The organism is Rhodopseudomonas boonkerdii (assembly GCF_021184025.1).
Classification (GTDB): Bacteria; Pseudomonadota; Alphaproteobacteria; order Rhizobiales; family Xanthobacteraceae; genus Tardiphaga; species Tardiphaga boonkerdii.
On sequence record NZ_CP036537.1, the window covers coordinates 2,130,357 to 2,151,061 of the forward strand.

Annotated in this window: 16 protein-coding genes; 14 read left to right on the forward strand and 2 right to left on the reverse strand. The window is 63.0% G+C overall.

What is annotated here, in order from left to right; genetic code table 11:
• Nucleotides 1-92 precede the first annotated feature (92 nt).
• The 3 genes from E0H22_RS09850 (at nucleotide 93) to E0H22_RS09860 (ending at nucleotide 2,470) form a co-directional block, all read left to right on the forward strand.
• Entirely contained in the window at nucleotides 93-662 is a 570-nt protein-coding gene (locus E0H22_RS09850) for a sigma-70 family RNA polymerase sigma factor (protein WP_233026256.1), read from the forward strand.
• On the forward strand, nucleotides 659-1,441 hold the full coding sequence (locus E0H22_RS09855; RefSeq protein ID WP_233025469.1) for a hypothetical protein: 783 nt from the start codon (nucleotides 659-661) through the stop codon (nucleotides 1,439-1,441). The genes E0H22_RS09850 and E0H22_RS09855 overlap by 4 nt, the downstream gene beginning before the upstream one ends.
• A gap of 486 nt (nucleotides 1,442-1,927) precedes the next feature.
• Entirely contained in the window at nucleotides 1,928-2,470 is a 543-nt protein-coding gene (locus E0H22_RS09860) for a TIGR03809 family protein (RefSeq protein ID WP_233025470.1), read from the forward strand.
• A gap of 85 nt (nucleotides 2,471-2,555) precedes the next feature.
• Here E0H22_RS09860 and E0H22_RS09865 read toward each other — a convergent pair whose 3' ends face one another.
• A complete protein-coding gene (locus E0H22_RS09865) occupies nucleotides 2,556-3,917 on the reverse strand; it encodes a TIGR03808 family TAT-translocated repetitive protein (protein ID WP_233025471.1) in 1,362 nt (453 codons plus the stop codon).
• An 826-nt stretch (nucleotides 3,918-4,743) separates the two neighbouring features.
• Between E0H22_RS09865 and E0H22_RS09870 the strand changes: the two genes are divergently transcribed.
• The 5 genes from E0H22_RS09870 to E0H22_RS09890 all read left to right on the forward strand — a co-directional run bounded on the left by E0H22_RS09870 (nucleotide 4,744) and on the right by E0H22_RS09890 (nucleotide 13,265).
• Nucleotides 4,744-6,291, forward strand: coding sequence for a UxaA family hydrolase (locus E0H22_RS09870; protein WP_233025472.1), 1,548 nt, complete (start codon nucleotides 4,744-4,746; stop codon nucleotides 6,289-6,291).
• A gap of 47 nt (nucleotides 6,292-6,338) precedes the next feature.
• Nucleotides 6,339-7,721 (forward strand): ethanolamine ammonia-lyase subunit EutB, encoded by a 1,383-nt coding sequence (locus E0H22_RS09875; protein ID WP_233026258.1) that lies wholly within the window; start codon nucleotides 6,339-6,341, stop codon nucleotides 7,719-7,721.
• Between the two features lie 184 nt (nucleotides 7,722-7,905).
• The gene (locus E0H22_RS09880; RefSeq protein WP_233025473.1) at nucleotides 7,906-9,501 is read left to right on the forward strand and encodes a B12-binding domain-containing radical SAM protein; all 1,596 of its coding nucleotides are present in this window, start codon (nucleotides 7,906-7,908) and stop codon (nucleotides 9,499-9,501) included.
• Between the two features lie 441 nt (nucleotides 9,502-9,942).
• Nucleotides 9,943-10,698, forward strand: coding sequence for an ethanolamine ammonia-lyase subunit EutC (eutC, locus tag E0H22_RS09885; RefSeq protein WP_233026260.1), 756 nt, complete (start codon nucleotides 9,943-9,945; stop codon nucleotides 10,696-10,698).
• 197 nt (nucleotides 10,699-10,895) lie between these two features.
• Nucleotides 10,896-13,265, forward strand: a complete 2,370-nt coding sequence (locus E0H22_RS09890) for an efflux RND transporter permease subunit (protein WP_233025474.1) — start codon at nucleotides 10,896-10,898, stop codon at nucleotides 13,263-13,265.
• A gap of 133 nt (nucleotides 13,266-13,398) precedes the next feature.
• Here the strand turns inward: E0H22_RS09890 and E0H22_RS09895 are convergent, their stop codons facing one another.
• Nucleotides 13,399-13,899 (reverse strand): hypothetical protein, encoded by a 501-nt coding sequence (locus E0H22_RS09895; protein WP_233025475.1) that lies wholly within the window; start codon nucleotides 13,897-13,899, stop codon nucleotides 13,399-13,401.
• Nucleotides 13,900-14,342: 443 nt separating this feature from the next.
• Between E0H22_RS09895 and E0H22_RS09900 the strand changes: the two genes are divergently transcribed.
• The 6 genes from E0H22_RS09900 to E0H22_RS09925 all read left to right on the forward strand — a co-directional run bounded on the left by E0H22_RS09900 (nucleotide 14,343) and on the right by E0H22_RS09925 (nucleotide 20,533).
• On the forward strand, nucleotides 14,343-14,585 hold the full coding sequence (locus E0H22_RS09900; protein ID WP_233025476.1) for a cysteine rich repeat-containing protein: 243 nt from the start codon (nucleotides 14,343-14,345) through the stop codon (nucleotides 14,583-14,585).
• 218 nt (nucleotides 14,586-14,803) lie between these two features.
• A complete protein-coding gene (gene hpnC / locus E0H22_RS09905; RefSeq protein ID WP_233025477.1) occupies nucleotides 14,804-15,682 on the forward strand; it encodes a squalene synthase HpnC in 879 nt (292 codons plus the stop codon).
• Complete coding sequence (hpnD, locus tag E0H22_RS09910; protein ID WP_233025478.1) at nucleotides 15,679-16,521, forward strand: presqualene diphosphate synthase HpnD; 843 nt, start codon at nucleotides 15,679-15,681, stop codon at nucleotides 16,519-16,521. Before hpnC ends, hpnD begins: the two co-directional genes overlap by 4 nt.
• Nucleotides 16,521-17,771 (forward strand): hydroxysqualene dehydroxylase HpnE, encoded by a 1,251-nt coding sequence (hpnE, locus tag E0H22_RS09915; protein WP_233025479.1) that lies wholly within the window; start codon nucleotides 16,521-16,523, stop codon nucleotides 17,769-17,771. Before hpnD ends, hpnE begins: the two co-directional genes overlap by 1 nt.
• Before the next feature lie 57 nt (nucleotides 17,772-17,828).
• Nucleotides 17,829-19,790: a squalene--hopene cyclase gene (shc, locus tag E0H22_RS09920; protein ID WP_233025480.1), complete on the forward strand. Its 1,962-nt coding sequence runs from the start codon at nucleotides 17,829-17,831 to the stop codon at nucleotides 19,788-19,790.
• Nucleotides 19,791-19,834: 44 nt separating this feature from the next.
• The gene (locus tag E0H22_RS09925) at nucleotides 19,835-20,533 is read left to right on the forward strand and encodes a phosphorylase (protein ID WP_233026262.1); all 699 of its coding nucleotides are present in this window, start codon (nucleotides 19,835-19,837) and stop codon (nucleotides 20,531-20,533) included.
• The last annotated feature ends 172 nt before the right edge of the window (nucleotides 20,534-20,705 follow it).

The window sequence follows — 20,705 nt, forward strand, 5'->3', positions numbered from 1 at the left end:
CCTGTGGTCTATTCTGCTCGATTTTGAGAAGATTTCGCCTTGCCAGTCGAACCTCTTGTGATTTCAACCCGACCAACCCTGCGAGACGGACAGTGAGCGCGAGCCAGGCGACATCAGATGAAGCCCTGATCGGCCGTATCGCGCAGGGCGACCGTCTCGCGATGCAGGTGCTTTACGGGCGCCATCACGTCCGGGTGTTTCGCTTCGGCCTGCGGCTGGTGCGCAACGAACAGATTGCGGAGGACCTTATCAGCGAGGTGTTCCTGGATGTATGGCGCCAGGCCGGCAAGTTCGAGGGGCGTTCGGCCGTCTCGACCTGGCTGCTGGCCATTACGCGTTTCAAGGCGCTCTCCGCATTACGGAAGCGCAAGGATGCCGAGCTGGACGACGAGACGGCCAATGCGATCGAGGATACGTCCGACGATCCGGAGGTCACGGTTCAGAAGAAGGATAAGGGTGACGCCCTGCGACGTTGTCTGTCGTCGCTTTCGGCGGAGCACCGCGAAATTGTCGATCTCGTCTACTACCACGAAAAATCCGTGGAGGAGGTGGCCGAGCTGGTTGGAATTCCAGAGAACACCGTGAAAACGCGTCTGTTCTATGCGCGCAAGAAATTGGCCGAACTGCTGAAGGCAGCCGGCATTGAACGAGGCTGGCCATGATGGCGATGAGCAACAAGATGCCGGAGCAGGAGCCGGGCGAGATCGAGGCATTGCTGCCTTGGCATGCCGCCGGCACGCTCGGTGCGCGCGATGCGCGCCGCGTCGAGGACGCGCTCGCCCGCGATCCCGATCTGGCTCGCCAATACGAGGTGATCCGCGAGGAATATGCCGAGACCATCGCGCTCAACGAGAGCCTGGGTGCGCCGACCGTGCGCGCCATGCAAAAGCTGTTCGCGGCGATCGATGCCGAGCCGCTTCGCAAGGATACGTCCAGGTCGGTGAGCTTCGGCGCGCGCCTCACCCGTTTCTTCGGCGGCCTGTCGCCGCGCACGCTGATGGCCGGCACTGCCGTCGGCTGTCTCGCGATCATGCTGCAGGCCGGCGTGATCGGCAGCATCGTCATGCAACGCGAGCAGGGCGGCTTCCCAGCGCCCGCGCGGGAAGCTGCGCCGCAGGCTGCGCCGGCTCCATCGGCCCCGGCGCCCCGGAGCGCCGCTCCGGCCGTCACCACGCGCTCGATGACTTCGTCGCCGACCTCGCAACCTGCTGCGGCGGCCGACGGCCCGACCCGGCTGTTCGTCCGTTTCGCGCCGACAGCACGGGTGTCGGACATCACCGCGCTGCTCGAGGCCTATCAGGGCACGATTGTCGGCAACGACAAGGACGGTCTGTTCCGCCTGCAGTTTGGCAGTCAGGTCATGACCAGGGATCAGGTCGCCGGCCTGATCCGCCGTCTCGAGAACGAGAAGATCGTCAGCATGGCGGTCCCGGCGCAATAATCGCGGTGCCGGGGCTGGCATCGTCCAGCCGTGGAAATCATCCGATTTCGTTGAACGTTTTCCGGCCTGCGCGGACTCATGAATGCGGGAGCGGCTTGCCCTCCCCAGCGAGACCGTTCCCCGGCGCAAGCGCCCAACCTGCGCCAAGAGGTATCGCTCGACCCGTCCGGTTGTCCCCCCGGGCGGGTCTTTTTATGGGCGCATGAACCGGCGACGGGGCCGGGGAAAACGGAGCCGGATGGCGAAGAGTGCCCTAACGCGCTCTGTAATATTTGTTCCAATCTTCTGTGACATACAGCCATTCATCGACTCGGCTTGACAGAAGAAGTGCAGATTCCACGGAGCTTTCCCGAAGCTTGCGTCTGGAAACTGTCAAATTGCAGACACATTTCGCTAGACTGCGGGCGTTTTTCCACAGATTGTAGCTAAGTACCAGTCAGTGATTCTGTTGCGTTGATTCCGTTCTTCTCTTTTGCGGACATGCACATGTCACTGCATCCCTTGTTTGCTCGATCTGCCGCACCGCATTTCAGCGATCCCAAGACCCGCAAGATCGTGGAGCGTTGGGCTGCATTGGCCGAGCAGCGTCTCGATTATCTCACCGAACTGTTCGACAGCGGCCGCTGGCGCCGCTTTCACGGCGAGGCCGAATTCCTCGACAACATCGCGGAAGCGAAGGACGCCGTGGCGCGCTGGCAGGCGATGGCGAATGGCGAGTTCGTTGCCCCGGTGATCCGCGCTGCGCCGCCGCTGCAGCCGGTCCTTGCTGCGATCGAAGCCGCCATTGTCGCCCCGGTCGAGCAGCAGCAGGCCGAGGTGCTGTCCTTCGAGGACCATGCCGCCCAGCGCGACACTGCACGCAGGCCGCATTTCGTTGCGATGAGCGACGTGATCGTGAACCACGCCGAAGCGGAAGGCGTGGTTGAGACGGATGAGGCGGAGTCGCCGGTGCACGCCGTCTCGCCGCTCGATCTGTTCGATCACGACGCCATCGTCGCCCGCTATCCGATGCTGCGCGCGGCGATGTAAGCTACTGATCTTGTCCCGGCTCTGCGAAGCGGCACTTCGCGCCGCATCGCGTCCAGGACACGACGTCAGCAGGTCGCAATTCCATCTAGCGCACCGTATTTCCCGACAGCGCGATCTGCGCAAAACTCTGCGCACCCTTCGCCGTCAGGTCGGGCGTCGTCGGTTTGGCGTGGTCGAGGCCGACCACGGCACCGCGCGCCGCTCCTGAAATCATGTTGTTGCTGACCAGCGCCGTGCCCGCTCCGGGCATCACCGACACGCCGATGCCGACGAAGGCATTGCGCACCACATTGCCGGATATGGCGACATCGCGCAGATAACGGCCCCAGCCTGCGATGATGCCGAAAGCCGGCGCATTCTCCACCACATTGCCGCTCACCGTGGCATCCGCTTCCACATAGATGCCGACGCCGGCATCGTCATCCGGTGCCGTGCCGATCGGCCGTTTCGGAATCAGGTTACGAATGATGTTGCCCTGCACGACGGCGATGCGGCCGCCTTCGTTGAAATTGCACACAGAGACGCCGAACGCCGCGCCGTCCACCGTGTTGTTGGCGATGACTGCGCCCTCGAAGGCGAATTCCGAATACAGCGCGACCTCGCGCACCTGCGAGACGCTGTTGCCGGTGATGTGGATGTTGGAGGCCGAATTGCCGCGCACCGCCGAGTAGTCGCAATTTCTGATGCGATTGCCGGATACAATGACATTGCCGGCACGAAATGCGTTGATGGCATTGCCATACTGGCCGGAGCCGCCGGGGCCGGCCTTGATGTCCTCGATGCGGTTGTCGATCACCTGCGTGCCGTCGTCACCAAGGGCGCTGCGCAGGATTTCGATGCCGTTGCTGCGGGTGTTGCCGATTGTGTTCTGGGTGACGAGCAGGCCATTGCCATCGAACGAGACGATGGCGGTGGTGGCGATATCGCTGAAAGCGTTGCCGCGCAGCGCGCCGGCGCAACGTTCGAGCCAGATGCCGGCATTGCCGCTTTTGAGGATCGTGCAATCGTCGATGCGGATGTCATTACTCGTGGTGACCTGCACGAGGCCGGTGCGCGGCGGCAACGCCGCGTAATTGCCGTCCAGGGTCAATCCGTTCAGACTCACGTAATCGGCGCCATCGCCCGCCAGCAACGGTCCGCCGCCGAGGGAGGTGAGGGTGGTGGCGCCGCGAATGCCGACCAGCTGCGTGCCGCGTGCGAGCTTCAGCGTCGAGGTGCGATAGTTGCCAGGCGGCAGCACCAGCGGCGCCTGCAGCCGCGTGGCGTCGTCGATGGCGCGTTGCAATGCTCGGGTCTGATCGTCCTGGGTATTGGAGCGCACGCCATATTGCGTGGCATCGCGCCCGAGTGCCGAGGGCAGCGGCGCCGCTTCGGCGCGCGAGGCGACGAGCACGCCGGCCGCGCCGAGCGCGGAGACATTCAACAAGTGGCGGCGGTCGGTGATCATGGCGCGCATCCCGTGGCGGAAGATGTCGCTCACCATACGCCATTGGCGCAAAGCGGCAGGTTAATGTCGCGCCCGTAGGGCGGATGCGCCGAAGGCGTCATCCGCCGGCGGAATACATGGCTGAAACGCCGCGGCGGATGACGCTCCGCTCATCGGCCCTGCCGCTCGTGTAAAATATTCCTATTTTGTTCTTGACTGAATTCCGTAAAGGACTATGTTCCGCGTTGTCCGGCCCCGGTGAGAGGGGCGAGCGCGATCGTCACGTTCGCGGGGCTGGATGCGGTGGACGCCAAGGCTTGGGCGTCGCGCGGTGCCTTGAAGACGTTCGCCTGCGGGCGGGACGGACCCGTGCCAGACCTGCCACTGGCGTGGAGATGTCTCACCTTCGGATGGACCGATTTGGGGTCACGCACGACGGACGACCCTCGCGGCGGCGTCCGGCCAAAGCGCTCTGTCCCGGCCCATCGCCTTGGGCGGAACGGGTCAAGACGGGTCGACGACCCCGGCGACACGAGCAAGCCGAACACCGCGTGCGGAACGTCGAGCTTGCTCGATCATTCCGAAAGTCCTGATGCATACCCTTGCGGAGTACCGCATCGGCATCAGGCACCAAGGGTGCATCGGGCACCCGGCGTTCCGCACGCCCTCTTTCGAGGGGGGAGGTGGGAATGAAAGACGACGGCGCCCCCGCGCCGCAAACAACAGGGGCGACGACGCATGTCTGAGGTGCGGTCACAGGCCGAAGCAGGGCTGACGCCGCTCCCGACTTTCAGCTAGACTCATTCCAAACAAGAGGCCCAACAAAAGCGCGCGCAAGGAAATCCCCATGGCTCTGTCTACGGCTCTGTCTACGGCTCCGTCTCCCGTCATCCGTCTGCATCCCGACGACGCCGTGCTGATCGCGCGCACCATGCTGCTGCCGGGTGTCGAAGTCGCCAAAGGCGTCACCACCAGCGAGCGTATTCCCGCCGGCCACAAGGTGGCGATCCGGCCGATCGCCGTGAACGAGCCGATCTATCGCTACGGCCAGATCATCGGCTTCGCCACTCAGCCGATTGCGCCGGGCCAGCATGTCCACACCCAGAATTGCGGCATGGGCGATTTCGACCGCGACTATGCTTACGGCGTCGACGTGAAGCCGACGCCGAATGTCGAGTTGCCCGCGACCTTCATGGGCATCAGGCGCAGCGACGGCCGCGTCGCCACGCGCAACTATATCGGCCTGCTGACATCGGTGAATTGCAGCGCCCATGTCGCCAGCCTCGTTGCCGATGTGTTCAAGCGCAATCCCTTCAGCGGCCACGATCCGCTTGCCGATTATCCGAATGTGGACGGTGTCGTCGCGCTGACGCACAAGACCGGTTGCGGCATGACGCAGGACGAGCCGCTGACGCTGCTCCGCCGCACCCTCGGCGGTTATGCGCGGCATGTGAATTTCTCGCATGTGGTCGTGCTCGGCCTCGGCTGTGAGATCAACCAGATCGGCGGCCTGATGCAGGAGCAGAAGCTCGCCGGCCGCTTGCGAGAGATGCAGATCCAGGAGATCGGCGGCACACGCAAGACGACGGAAGCCGGCATTGCCTTCGTCAAGGAAGCGCTCGCCGATTCCAACAAGGTGACGCGCGAAGAAGTCTCGGCGAGCGAACTCACCGTCGCGCTCCAATGCGGCGGCTCCGACGGCTATTCGGGCATCTCGGCCAATCCCGCGCTCGGCGCGGCCAGCGATCTGCTCGTGCGTCATGGCGGCACGGTGGTGCTGTCCGAAACGCCCGAGACCTATGGCGCCGAACATCTTTTGACGCGCCGCGCCGTCTCGCGCGAAGTCGGGGAAAAGCTGGTCGGCCTGATGCGCTGGTGGGAGCAATATTGCGAACGGGAAGGCGCCGAGATGAACGCCAATCCCTCGCCGGGCAACAAGGCCGGCGGCCTCACGACCATCCTCGAAAAATCGCTTGGCGCCATGGCCAAGGCGGGCTCGACCAATCTCGTCGATGTCCTCAACTATGCCGAGGCCATTACCCGGAAGGGTTTCGTCTTCATGGACACGCCCGGTTACGATCCGGTCGCCGCGACGGGGCAGGTGGCCGGCGGCGCCAATATGGTTTGCTTCACCACCGGCCGCGGCAGCGTGTTCGGCTGCAAGCCCGCGCCGTCCATCAAGCTCGCCACCAACACGCCGATGTTCAAGCGTATGGAAGACGACATGGACATCAATTGCGGCACGGTGCTCGATGGCGACGAGACCGTGCAGGAATGCGGCCAGCGCATTTTCGACCTGATGCTGAAGACCGCGTCAGGTCAGCGCACCAAGAGCGAAAGCTTCGATTTCGGCGGCGCCGAATTCGCGCCGTGGGTGCTTGGCGCGACCATGTAGCGCATTCGCCGGTGGACAGGGCGGTGGGCACGACCAAGAATAGCGGCATGACCTATCGCCACACCATCGATAGCACGACCTATACCTTTGCCGGGCTGCGCGATCTGCTCGCCAAGGCCACACCCCCGCGCTCCGGCGATCGGCTTGCGGGGATTGCGGCGGAGACCGCCGAGCAGATGATCGCCGCGCGGATGGCGCTGGCGGATCTGCCGCTCGTGCAATTCCTGAACGAAACCGTCATCCCTTATGAGAGCGACGAGGTAACCCGCCTCATCGTCGATACGCACGCCGCCGCGGCCTTCGCGCCGATCGCATCGCTCACCGTTGGCGGGTTTCGCGACTGGCTGCTGTCGGATGCTGCAACGCCTGAAGCGATGACACGGCTGGCGCCCGGCGTGACTCCGGAAATGGCGGCTGCTGTCTCCAAGCTGATGCGCAATCAGGATCTGATCCTGGCGGCCAAGAAGTGCGAGGTCGTCACCCGTTTCCGCAACACCATCGGCCTGCGCGGCCGCATGAGCGTGCGTCTGCAGCCCAATCATCCGTTCGACGACATCAGGGGCATAGCCGCCTCGACGCTGGATGGCCTGTTGCTCGGCGCCGGCGACGCCTGTATCGGCATCAATCCGGCCAGCGACGATCCGGCGGTGCTCGGCCGGCTGGTGCGGATGCTCGACGACGTGATCGTCCGGCTCGGTATTCCCACGCAGAGCTGCGTGCTGACCCATGTGACCACCTCCATCGATCTGATCGCGCAGGGCGCTCCGGTCGATCTGGTGTTTCAGTCCATCGCCGGCACCGAAGCGGCGAACAGGAGCTTCGGCATCGACCTCGCCCTGTTGAAGGAAGCGCGCGAGGCCGGCCTGTCGTTGAAGCGCGGCACAATCGGCGACAATGTGATGTATTTCGAAACCGGGCAGGGCTCCGCCTTGTCCGCCAATGCCCATCACGGTGTCGATCAGCAGACCCTGGAAGCCCGCGCCTATGCGGTGGCGCGGGCCTTCTCGCCGCTGCTGGTGAACAGCGTGGTCGGCTTCATCGGTCCCGAATATCTCTATGACGGCAAGGAGATCATCCGCGCCGGGCTGGAGGATCATTTCTGCGGAAAATTGCTTGGCCTGCCGCTCGGCGTGGACGTCTGTTACACCAACCATGCCGAGGCCGATCAGGACGATATGGACAACCTCATGACGCTGCTGGCCGCTGCCGGCGTCAATTTCATCATGGGCGTGCCGGGCGCCGATGACGTCATGCTGAACTATCAGTCGACATCCTTTCACGATGCGCTCTACTTGCGCGATCTGTTCGGTCTGAAGCGGGCTCCGGAATTCGATGCCTGGCTGTTGCAGGCGGGAATTGTCGATGGCGATCTGCGCATTCGCGACCAGGGCGGCGTGTTGCCGGATTTCGCGGCGCGGCTCATCGCCTGACGTGGAGCTGACCACGTCGCGTCGGCCGCGCGGTCCCGTCACAATGTTGAAGGAATTCTGGCCCAGATTCGCCGCTTGTAACTGGATTTGGCTGGAGCGTTCGAACGGAGTGGAACGGTTTCATCTCAGCGGCGTTGTTATGGGTTTAGCGAGGGGCCGCTGATGCATCCGCAGAGGTTTTTGAATGAGAGCTGAGGGCAGGCAGACGGCGCGGCGCATCCTGTGCGTCTTTCCGCGATATACTTCTTCATTCGGCACGTTCGAGTATTCATATCCCCTGACCGATGGCGTTCAGGCCTTCATGCCTCCCCAGGGGCTTCTCCTGATCGCGGCCTATATGCCGGAGAACTGGGAGGTTCGTTTCGTCGACGAAAACATCCAGACCGCCACGCCCAACGATTTTCTCTGGGCCGAGGCGGTGCTGGTCAGCGGCATGCACATCCAGCGCGCGCAGATGAACGACATCTGCCATCGCGCACATGCCTATGATCTCCCCGTCGCCATCGGCGGCCCGTCGGTGTCGTCCTGCCCCGATTACTACCCGGCCTTCGATTATCTTCATCTCGGCGAACTCGGCGATGCGACCGACCGGCTGATCGATATCCTGGAGAAAGATACAAAGCGTCCGCCGCGTCAGATCGTGCTGAAGACCGCCGACCGGCTCGACATGCATGACTTCCCGATTCCGGCCTATGAGCTGGCAGATATCCCGCGCTATTTTCTCGGCAGCATCCAGTACTCGTCCGGCTGTCCGTATCAGTGCGAATTCTGCGACATTCCCGGCCTCTATGGCCGTAATCCGCGCATCAAGACGCCGCAGCAGATCACCGCCGAGCTCGACAAGCTGCTGGCCTGCGGCATCAATGGCTCCGTCTATTTCGTCGATGACAATTTCATCGGCAATCGCAAGGCTGCTCTCGATCTCCTGCCGCATCTCGTCGAGTGGCAGAAGAAGACAGGCTATGTACTGCGGTTGTCCTGCGAGGCGACGCTCAACATCGCCAAGCGGCCGGAGATCCTCGCGCTGATGCGCGATGCCTGGTTCGGCACGATCTTCTGCGGCATCGAGACCCCGGATCCAGCGGCGCTGAAGGCGATGAAGAAGGATCACAACATGATGGTCCCCATCATGGAGGCGATCCACACGCTGAACAGCTTTGGCATGGAGGTGGTGTCCGGCATCATTCTCGGCCTCGACACCGACAAGCCGGAGACCGGCGAACATCTGCTCGAATTCGTCGAGACCTCGCAAATCCCGCTGCTGACCATCAATCTGCTGCAGGCGTTGCCGCAGACCCCGCTCTGGGACCGCCTGAAGAAGGAAGGTCGCCTGATCGAGGACGAAGGCCGCGATTCCAACGTGGATTTCCTGCTGCCCTATGACGACGTGGTGCGCAGCTGGCGCCGCGCCATGGGATCGGCCTATGTGCCCGAGAAGCTGCTGCAGCGCTTCGAGTACCAGATCACGAACACCTATCCGCACCGCATCAAGCCGCCGGCTGGCGCCATGCTGACGGCGAAGAACATCCGCCTGGGTCTTGTGATGCTGCGAAATATTTTCTGGAAGGTCGGCGTACTCGGCGACTACAAGCGCGCGTTCTGGAAATTCGCCGTCCGGCGTCTGGCCCGCGGCGAGATCGAATATCTGATCTCGTCCATCATGGTCGCGCATCACCTCATCAACTTCGCCCGCGACGCCTCCGGCGGCGTGACCAACGCATCCTATTACTCGATGAAACTGCAGGATGCAGCGGCCGCGCCTGCGGTGCCGGCGGAGTAGTGCTCCTCCTTCATTCTGAGAGCCTGACCGGAAATGTGGCCCGTAATTGGCGCTGCTGGCCGCCCAGGCGGAACGCAACAGCTCTGTCTCTCATGGTGAGGAGGCGCGCAGCGCCGTCTCGAACCATGAGATGGCTTGGCTCGGAACCTTTTCGGCCATCCTTCGAGACGCCGCTGCGCGGCTCCTCAGGATGAGGGGTGGAGAATCTAGATTCTGAGCTGAACGGGCATTGTTCCGAGCAAAAGCAGTCGAAAACCACCTCGACCGCTTTTTGAGTCAGACACGGAGGAACCGCGCCGCGGCGTCTCGTATGATAGCCGCAGACGCAGGAGGCCAAGCCATCTCACGGTTCGAGACGGCGCGTTGCGCCTCCTCACCATGAGGGTGGAGTTTCTTGGCGGGGTTGGGCAAAGTGCCTTCATGATCGAACGCGACACGCCAATAGCGGGCCCTTCAACTCCGTCGCTTGCCGATTTGCGACGGCTGACGCCAGCGCGTGTCGGCCTTGGCCGCGCGGGCGCAAGCCTCACGACGCCGGCGCTGCTTGATTTTACTCTCGACCATGCACGTGCCCGCGATGCCGTGCATGCGCCGTTCGCGGCTGCCGTCATGGCTACAGCTCTCGCCGACCGAGGTTGGCGGGCGCTGACCGTATCGAGCCTTGTGGCCGACCGCGCGGATTACCTGAAGCGTCCCGATCTCGGCCGCAAGCTCGCCCCCGAATCGCGCGCCTTGCTCGACGAGCGAAATGGTGACGGCTGCGACGTTGCGCTTGTGATTGCGGACGGGCTTTCGCCGGCGGCGGTCAATGCGCACGGGATCGGCCTGGTCACGGTGTTGCTGCCGAAGCTCGAGGGTCTGTCCCTCGGGCCGATGGTCGTTGCCAGTGGTGCGCGCGTGGCCCTCGGCGACGAGATTGGCGCGCTGCTTAATGCGCGCATGACCGTCATGCTGATCGGCGAGCGGCCTGGGCTATCCGCGCCACAGAGTCTCGGTGCCTATATCACTGTCGCGCCCCGGCCGGGCCGGAGCGATGCCGAACGCAATTGTGTCTCCAATATCCAGTCCGCAGGACTGAGCTTCGACGAGGCTGCGATCAAGATTGCGTGGCTGGCTCGCGAGGGCCTGCGACGTGGCGTCACCGGTATCGCTTTGAAGGAAGAAAGCGGAATGCATCTGGCCGCACCGGCAGGTTGACGCACTCCACACCGTAATTTGTTGTCCCGGTGATTGCCCTGCACCAGCGTCGCCTTGCGAAAAGTCACACAGAACTGCTACACCCGGCCGGCGAATTTACCACGTAATTTCAAAGGCTAGAGCACGATCCTGAAAAGTGGTCACCGGTTTTCGGGGAAGATCGTGCTTAATCGAGATAAACGTTTACAGGACACGGCATGGACCAGATGAGCTCCCACGACGCCGACATCAAGAAACTGGGGCGTGGTCCATCCAGCATCGCCTTCGGCCTTGAGCGCATGGGCCTAATCGCCGTTCGTGCCCCTGTGCTCTCCTGCATCATTCTGCTGGCGCTGGTGATCGGCGCCGTGTTCGGCATCCAGCGCATCAAGATCGACGATTCGCTGAGCCAGCTGTTCCGCTCCGACAGCAAGGAATACAAACAGTATGAGGAAGTGACGAAGCGTTTCCCCTCGACCGAATTCGATGTGCTCGTGGTGCTCGAAGGCAAGACGCTGCTCGCCCGCGACAATCTGGAAAAGATGCGCGACCTCGTTACCGATCTGCAACTGGTCGATGGCGTACGCGGCCTGATCTCGATCTTCTCGGCACGGCAGACGCCAGCGCCGGGTAAATTGCCGGCGGCGCTGTTTCCCAGCGAATTGCCGGAAGGCGCGGCCTATGACCAGTTCATCGAGACGGTGAAGCAGAACGAGTTGATCCGCGGCAAGCTGCTGTCGGAAGACGGCACTCTCGCGCTCGTGGTGCTGTCGCTCGATCCAGAAGTCGTGAGCAACAACAAGCTGTCCGGCGTCATCGCAAATATCCGCAAGACCATGAATGAAGATCTGGCGGATAGCGGCCTGACCAAGGAATTGTCCGGCGTGCCGGTGATGCAGCTCGAAATCCGCAATGCGGTCGAGCGCGACGGCCTGATGTATAATGTCATCGGCATTCTCGCCGGCTGCATCATCGCCATCATCTTCTTCCGCAAGATCTCTTTCATGATCGTGGCGGCGTTTCCGCCGCTGCTGGCGATCCTGCTGGCGCTGGGTGCGCTCGGTTGGGCCGGCTTCAGCCTCAACATGTTCCTCAATGTGATGACGCCGCTGATCATGGTGATCAGTTTTGCCGACTCCATGCAACTGACCTTCGCCGCGCGTGACCGCCTGATCGCCGGTGAGGACAAATACTCGGCCTTCACCAACGCGGTGCGCGTTGTCGGTCCGGCCTGCGTGTTGACCCATGGCACCGCAGGCATTTCGTTCCTCGCTCTGCAGTTCTCGGACTCCGATCTGATCCGCGCTTTCGGTGAGGCGGGTCTGACCGCCACCATCATCGCGCTGGTCGCGGTGCTGTCGCTGGTGCCGGTGTTCGGCGTGCTGCTGGTGCGCAACGAAAAGATCTTCGCGCAGAAGTTCCAGGCAGCCGATGCGGGCGTGCAGGCGCTGCGCGCTTTCTGTTACTGGATTGCGGTGCGCATGGTCGGGCGTCCCGGCCTGTTCAGCCTGATTTCACTGCTGGTCGTGGTCGGCCTCGGCACCGTCTATGCCAGTCTCGAGCCACGCTATCGTCTGGCTGATCAGGTGCCGGACAAGGAACAGGCGGTGGCGGCCAGCGGCCGTCTCGACGCCAAGCTTACCGGCGCCAATCCCATCGACGTGCTGATCGAATTCCCGAAGGGACAGGACTTGTATTCGCCTGAAACGCTCAAGACCATCGCCGATGTCCATGCGATGGTCGAGAAGACATCCGGTGTCGGCAATGTCTGGTCGCTGGAAACGCTGCGCCGCTGGCTGGCGGAGAAGGCGGGCTCGACCGATGTCGCAACGCTGAAGGAATATGTCGACGTTATTCCCGAGCATCTCGTGCGCCGCTTCATCTCGGCCGACAAGACCGCGGTCGTGGTGTCAGGCCGCGTGCCCGACAGTGACGCCAGTCAGATCCTGCCGGTGGTGGACAAACTCGATACGGCGCTGAACACCGTCCGCAGCGCGCATCCCGGCTATGAGATTGCGGTGACGGGCCTCTCTGCGATCGCGGCGCGCAACAGCGCCAGCATGATCGAAAAGCTCAATCACGGCTTGACCATCGAGTTCGGTCTGGTCGCGGTCTTCATCGGTCTGGCCTTCCGCTCCTGGGTGGTGATGCTGGCCTGCATCCTGCCGGGCATCTTTCCGGTGGTGTTGTCGGGATTCGTGTTGTGGCTGCTCGGGGAGGGGCTGCAATTCGCCAGCGTCGTCGCGCTCACGGTCTCCTTCGGTCTCGGCTTGTCCGCGACCATCCACTTTCTCAACCGTCTGCGGCTTGAAGATACGCCAGGCACCGATCCGGCCGTCGCTGTCGAGCGCGCGACCGTGCTGGTCGGCCCGGCGCTCATTCTCACGACGGTGGTGCTGGCCTGCGGCCTCGTGGTGACGGTGTTTTCGGATTTGCCATCGCTACGGCTGTTCGGCTGGCTTAGCGCCTTCTCGATGGTGGCTGCGCTGGTCGCCGACCTCTTCATCCTGCGTCCGACATCGATGTGGCTGATCCAGATGCAGCAGAAGCTGACGGGCAAATCGACGTTGGCGAAGGGGATGGAATGAGCGTGCGCTGACGCCACCTATCGTCGCCCGGCTTGACCGGGCGGTCCAGCAGACATCGGCCTTTGAGAACGTGTCCGGAGTCGGTGTGTGCTGTCATCACCCGCTTTCGCGGGTGATGACAGCAAGCGTGAGTTTAACCCCTGGTCATGCTGATGCTGACGCCGCGAATCTCGCCCTTCGACGAGATCGAGACGTTCTGCTTGTTGCCTCTGGTCGTCAGCGTGATGTTCGCCGCGAAACCCGCGGCTTCGACGAAGACCTCGATCTGGCCGCCGCCGGCTTTTCCATTCAGATTGCCATAGACGTTGCGGCTGGCTTCGCTCCAGCTGCCGGACACGTTGTTGCCCGAGCTGATGACATTGCTCGAAAGATCGAATTTATAGCTGTCGCTGGCGCAGCGCAGGCTCTGTTCGAGCGCCGTGCCGCTGCTGCCCACCTTGTAGGTCGCACGGCAACGAATCTTCTCGGACGAGCCGTCCGAAAGGGTGACGGTGCCGTTGCCGCTCCAGCTGCCGTCGAAGCCTGCAAAGGGAGCGGACTGGGCGTAGCTCGCCGAGACCGACAGTATCAGAAGCGCGCCGGCGCCGGCGGCCTTGAGGGCATGGCCGAGCAGGCCGGCAGAATGAATCGTCATGTTGGTATCCCCGAAAAGATTGGCACCGCGCCGGCAATATGGTGCCGCGACGCTTCGGACGTGAGTGTTGCAGCGGTTGGGACAGGTTCAATCGGCCATGAGGAGCGATCACGAAACCGTATGGACATCCGTCTCGGTTCCGCGTGGGGCCCCCGAAGCATTGTCGATTGAGCATTGGCAGGTTCCAGTCTTGGTCGCGATGGCTGGCGCCGGGCTGATCGGTCGGGCTGGAGCAGGTCCCCGTCGGTGAGCGCGGGACCGGCAGGCACCCTGCGGTCGCATTTTGCGGGTTAGTGCGTTTGCGGCCTGTGTCTCCCATGCATCCCTCGCGATGAATGTGCGCGGAGGGCCGCTGTTCGGGATCGGTCGACAGGTGCGATTGTTACGGTTTGTGCTATGGAGCCCTTCGGGCTGACTCTCGCTTGCTGAATTGAAGGACGACAATGCGTAAAATTCTCCTGGCCTTGACCGTGATCGCCGCATCTGCCTCGACCGGCGCATTGGCCCAGCAGACCCAAGGCCGCAGCGGCACCGAAGCTGAGCAAAAGGCCTGCACCCGCGACGTGCAGAAGCTTTGCCGCAACGTCATGGATCAGGGCGATCTGGTGATTCTGTCCTGCCTCAAGGAAAATCGTCCCAAGATCAGCAAGGCCTGCAACGACGTGCTGGTCAGCCACGGCCAGTAAGGGTTCCATCTCCCGATTATCCGGGCTCACGGCGCCTGCCGCGAGCCCGCCGGCAGCTGTTCCGGCCTGGCATGCGCTGCGGCCGAGGGTGGCATATTGGCATTGGTTTCGCTGGCCGATTTGGCCTATATGAGGGCGCAGACGGCTCGTCGGCCGGTATTTTTGAACCGCGACAGCGTCCACTTCACCCCAGTTTTCATTGAACGAAGCCGAGATTGATGACCCCTGCGAGCGAGCTGCGATCCGGCAAGACCGATCGTGACGAGAACTTCCCGGTCGCGTCGAGGATCATCCATTCGCGCCACCGGGCGCTGATTCTGGCGTTCTATAATTTCGTCCGGACCGCCGACGATATTGCCGATCATGCGCTGCTCGATGCCTCGACCAAGCTCGCGATGCTGGACGAGCTGGAGACGGGGCTGCTCGGCAAGCACGATGAGCAGGCCGAAGCGAATACGCTACGCGCTGCCTTCGCCGAGCGCGGCATGCCGCCGCGCCATGCGCTCGATCTACTCACCGCCTTCCGGATGGACGTGACCAAGCTGCGCTATGCCGATTGGGACGAACTGATCCATTACTGCTCGTTCTCGGCGATGCCGGTCGGTCGTTTCATGCTCGAGGTGCATGGCGAGGACAAGGCCACCTGGCCGGCTTCGGATGCCATCTGTGCGGCGCTGCAGATCAACAACCATCTGCAGGATTGTGCCAAGGATTATCGCGATCTCGATCGCGTCTACCTGCCGCAGGATATCATGCAGCGCCATGACGTCGGCGTCGAAGCGCTCGACAAGCCAAAGTCGTCGCTGGCGCTGCTCGCATGCCTGCGCGAGATCGTGTCTCGCAACGAGGCCTTGCTGCGCGAGGGCGACAGTCTGACGGTGCACATGGCGGACACGCGGTTTGCCTGCAACATCGCCGTCATCGAGAAATTCGCTTGGGAAATCTCGAAGCTGCTGCGGGTGCGCGATCCGCTGAGCGAGAAGGTGCATCTCTCCAAGGGCAGCATGGCCGGTCATGCGCTCGCGGCCATCGCGGGGTGCCTGTGGCGCCGCGCGACCACATCCGTTCCGCTCTCGCGTCCGGCGGCGGGCAAATGAACCAGATGAATACCCAGACCGAGACCAGCGAAGCCCAGGGCGTCGCCGCGGGCAGCTCATTCTACGCGGCGATGCGTATCCTGCCGCGCGAGCAGCGCGACGCCATGTTTCAGATCTACAGCTTTTGCCGTCAGGTCGACGACATCGCGGACTCGCATGAGCCGCGCGAGCTGCGGCTCAGCCAGATGCAGCAGTGGCGCGAGGACATCGAAGCGCTTTATGCCGGCAACCCGCCGCCGCGCGTGCGCGACTATGTCGAGCCGATCAAGCGTTTCGGCATGCTCAAGGAAGACTATCTCGCCGTCATCGACGGGATGGAGATGGATATCCCCGCCGACATCCGTGCGCCGGATGAGGCAACCTTCGATCTCTATTGTGATCGCGTGGCGAGCGCGGTGGGCCGGCTGTCGGTGAAGGTGTTCGGCATGCCCGATGAGGACGGCGTGCTGCTCGCCCATCATCTCGGCCGCGCGCTGCAGATCACCAATATCCTGCGCGATATCGATGAAGATGCCGCGCTCGGTCGTCTCTATCTGCCGCGCGAACTGCTCTATCATGCCGGCATCACCTCCAGCGACCCGCAGGTGGTGATCAAGGAGAAGGCGCTTCCGAAGGTGGCTGCACCTCTCGTGCGCCGGGCTCAGGAGCATTTCAAGAAGTCTGACGAGATCATGGCCCGTAACAGGCGCCGCGCCGTGCGTGCGCCGCGGATCATGTCGAAATACTATCACGCCATCCTGGAATTGCTGGTGAAACGCGGCTTCGCTCTGCCGCGCGATCCCGTTCGTCTCGGCAAGGCCTCCAAGATAGCGATCCTGCTGCGATACGCGATCATCTGATGTCCAAAACCGCCCATATCATTGGCGCCGGCGTGTCCGGCCTTGCCGCTGCTGTCAGTCTCAGCAATGCCGGTTACCAGGTCCACGTGCATGAGGCGACCCAGCAGGCCGGTGGCCGCTGCCGCTCCTATTTCGATGCGCAGACCGGACTCACCATCGACAACGGCAATCACCTCGTCCTGTCGGGCAACAGCCATGTCCTCAACTATGCGAAGTCGATCGGCACCGAAGCTGGCCTCGTCGGCCCGGCGCGCGCCCTATTCGCCTTCGCCGATCTTACATCCGGCAAGCGCTGGCAGCTCGATCTCGGTGACGGCCGCATTCCGACCTGGCTGTTCGATGCATCGCGTCGCGTGCCCGATACGTCGGTCGGCGATTATTTCGCGCTGACGCCGCTGCTCTGGGCCGGCAATGACAAGCTCGTTGGCGACACCATCAAATGTGAAGGCGTGCTCTACGACCGCCTCGTGCAACCGCTGCTGCTCGCGGCACTGAATGTCGATCCGCCAGAAGGCTCTGCCGGTCTTGCCGGCGCCATCGTGCGCGAGACCTTGCTGGCGGGCGGGCAGGCGTGTCGCCCGTTGATTGCGCGCTCCGGCCTCAGCGACGTGCTGGTCGAACCCGCCGTCGAGATGCTGCGCAAGAAGGGTGCCGGCGTTCACTTCGGCCACGAGTTGCGCGGCTACACCATGGCCGGGGAGCGTGTCAGCGAATTGAAGTTCGGCGAGGGCGATGTGATCGCGCTCGGTGCCGAAGATGTGGTGATCATGGCCGTGCCGGCATGGTCGGCGAAGAACCTGCTTCCAGGCGTCAAGACGCCGACGGAAATGCGCGCTATCGTCAATGCGCATTTTGCCTACGTGCCGCCCCCGGGCCAGGCGCCGCTGGTCGGTGTCGTCGGCGGCATCGTCGAATGGCTGTTCGCCTTCGACAATCGTTTCTCGATCACCATCAGCAATGGCGATCGTTTCGTGAATCTGCCGCGCGAACAGTTCGCGCAGCAGATCTGGGACGAGATCTGTCAGGTCTCGAACATCAAGGCGCCGTTGCCAAAATGGCAGATCGTGCGTGAGCGCCGCGCGACCTTTGCGGCGACGCCGGCGCAGAACGCCTTGCGCGCCGGAACCCGCACCGAATTCAAGAACCTGTTCCTTGCCGGTGATTGGACCGATACCGGCCTGCCGGCGACCATTGAAGGCTCGATCCGCTCCGGCGATCGTGCCGCCGATATGGCACTGGGGAAGATCTGAACGGAAACACACTCAGTCGCCCAACGTTACGACGCGTACGGAGATCAATCGAACATCATGGCCTCGACCACTTCTGAACTCACCATCGACAGGGCGAAGCTGGAAGGCAGCATCGCATCGGCCAAGAAGAGCCTGCTGGATTTCCAGCAGAGCGATGGTCACTGGGTGTTCGAGCTCGAAGCCGATGCCACCATTCCGGCGGAATATGTGCTGATGCGGCACTTCCTTGCGGAGCCGGTCGATGCGGAACTGGAAGCCAAGATCGCGAACTATCTGCGCCGCATCCAGGGCGCGCATGGCGGCTGGCCGCTGGTGCATGACGGTCCGTTCGATATGAGCGCGACCGTGAAGGCCTATTTCGCGCTGAAGATGATCGGTGACGACATCGACGCGCCGCATATGAAGCGGGCACGCGAGGCGGCGCTGGAGCGGGGAGGCGCCATCAACGCTAATGTCTTCACGCGTTTCCTGCTGTCGATGTTCGGCGTAACTACCTGGCGCAGCGTTCCCGTGCTGCCGGTCGAGATCATGCATCTGCCGGCGTGGTTTCCGTTCCACCTCAACAAGATGTCCTATTGGGCGCGCACCACCGTCGTCACTTTGATCGTGCTGGCGGCCAAGAAGGCGCGGGCCAAGAATCCGAAGGGCGTCGGCATCGACGAACTGTTCCTGCAGGATCCGCGCACGATCGGCACGCTGGCCCGCGCGCCGCATCAGAATCGCGGCTGGTTCGCGTTCTTCACTGCTATCGACAAGCTGCTGCGTGCTGCCGAACCTTATTTTCCGAAGAAGTTTCGCCAGAGCGCCATCGATAAGGCTGTCGCCTTCTTCGAGGAGCGGCTGAACGGCGAGGATGGCATCGGCGCCATTTTCCCGCCGATGGCCAATGCCGTCATGGTCTATGACGTTCTCGGCTATCCCGAGGATTATCCGCCGCGCGCCGTCCAGCGCCGCGGTATCGACAAGCTGCTCGTCATCCACGAGCATGAAGCCTATTGCCAGCCCTGCGTTTCGCCGGTGTGGGATACCGCGCTGACGGCCCATGCGATGCTGGAGACTGGCGGCGAGGATACGTTCGCGCAGGCCAAGCGCGGCCTCGACTGGCTGGTGCCGCGGCAGGAACTCGAAGTGAAGGGGGACTGGGCGGACAAGCGTCCGGACCTCCGTCCGGGAGGCTGGGCGTTCCAGTACAACAACGCTCATTATCCCGATCTCGACGACACGGCCGTGGTCATGATGGCGATGGATCGTGCGCGCCGGCAGACCGGCACGAAGGATTACGATCAGGCGATCGATCGCGGCAAGGAGTGGATCCTTGGCATGCAGAGCAGCGACGGCGGCTTCGCGGCTTTCGACGTCGATAACCACTATCACTACCTGAACAATATTCCGTTCTCCGATCACGGCGCTCTGCTCGATCCGCCGACCGAGGATGTGACCGCGCGCTGTGTCTCCATGCTGGCGCAGCTCGGGGATACGGTCGAGAGCTCGAAGCCGCTGGCGGATGCGGTTGCCTATCTCCGCCGCACCCAGCTTGCGGAGGGCTCGTGGTACGGCCGCTGGGGGCTCAATTACATCTACGGCACCTGGTCGGTGCTGTGCGCGCTCAACATGGCCGGCGTGAACCATCAGGACCCGGCGATGCGCAAGGCTGTCGCCTGGCTCTATTCGATCCAGAACGAGGACGGCGGCTGGGGCGAGGATGCGGTCAGCTACCGTCTCGACTACAAGGGCTTCGAGGGGGCCCCGTCCACAGCCTCGCAATCGGCATGGGCTTTGCTTGCATTGATGGCGGCTGGAGAAGCCGACAATCCGGCGGTGGAACGCGGAATGCGATACTTAATGGCCACACAGAACGAAAAAGGGTTGTGGGACGAGGCCCGATACACCGCCACCGGCTTCCCGCGCGTATTTTATCTGCGATATCATGGCTACTCAAAATTCTTTCCGCTCTGGGCGTTGGCGCGGTTCCGGAATTTGCAGAGCACCAACAGCAGGACGGTCGGAGTCGGAATGTGATCTTGGGTGATGGGGGCATTTCCGCTGCGGCGACGTCGTCCGCGATGATGTCGGCCGATCCGCGGCCGGTATTGATCGTGACGGGGCTGGTCCAGGAAGCGAAGATCGCGGCCGGGCCCGGGATGACGGTCATCTGCTCGTCCAGCGATCCGGTTCAGCTCCGTAGCCTGCTCGCCGATATCGATCCCCTCAGCGTTCGAGGCGTCATCTCCTTCGGTGTCGCCGGTGGCCTCGATCCCGCCCTCACGACGGGCACCGTCGTTCTGGCCACTGAGGTGGTCGCCGCCGGTCAGGTCTGGCCGGCGTCCGAACAGCTCAGCGCCGAGCTTCTGGCAGGTTCCGGCGTTGGCAATCAGAAGGTTGTGCGCGGCGGTCTGGTCGGCGTCGAGAAGGTCGTCACCGGGCAGGCCGGCAAGGCCGCCTTGCGGTCGGAATTCGGCGCCTCGGCCGTCGATATGGAAAGCCATATCGCCGCTGAATTCGCGGCGCTGGCCGGTTTGCCCTTTGCCGCTCTGCGTGTGGTCAGCGACCCCGCGACCCGCGCGCTCCCGGAGATTGCCACCACCGCCATCAAGCCGAATGGCGATGTCGATCTGCGCAAGGTTCTGCGCGGCATCGCTCGTAATCCGCTGGTGATCCGCGCGCTGGTCTCGACCGGCCGCGACTTCAACCGTGCGCTGCGCAGCCTGAAGGATTGCCGTAGCTATTTGCTGAGCAGGATTGGTCTGGCGGCGGAAGCGTAATCTCAGTCCCTCATGGTGAGGAGGCGCACAGCGCCGTCTCGAACCATGAGATGGCTTGGCTCGGAGTTCTGCGGCCATCCTTCGAGACGCCGCTACGCGGCTCCTCAGGATGAGGGTGGAGCAGGGGCAACCCCAACAAAAAGGGCGAGATCTGAATCGCGCCCTTTTGCTG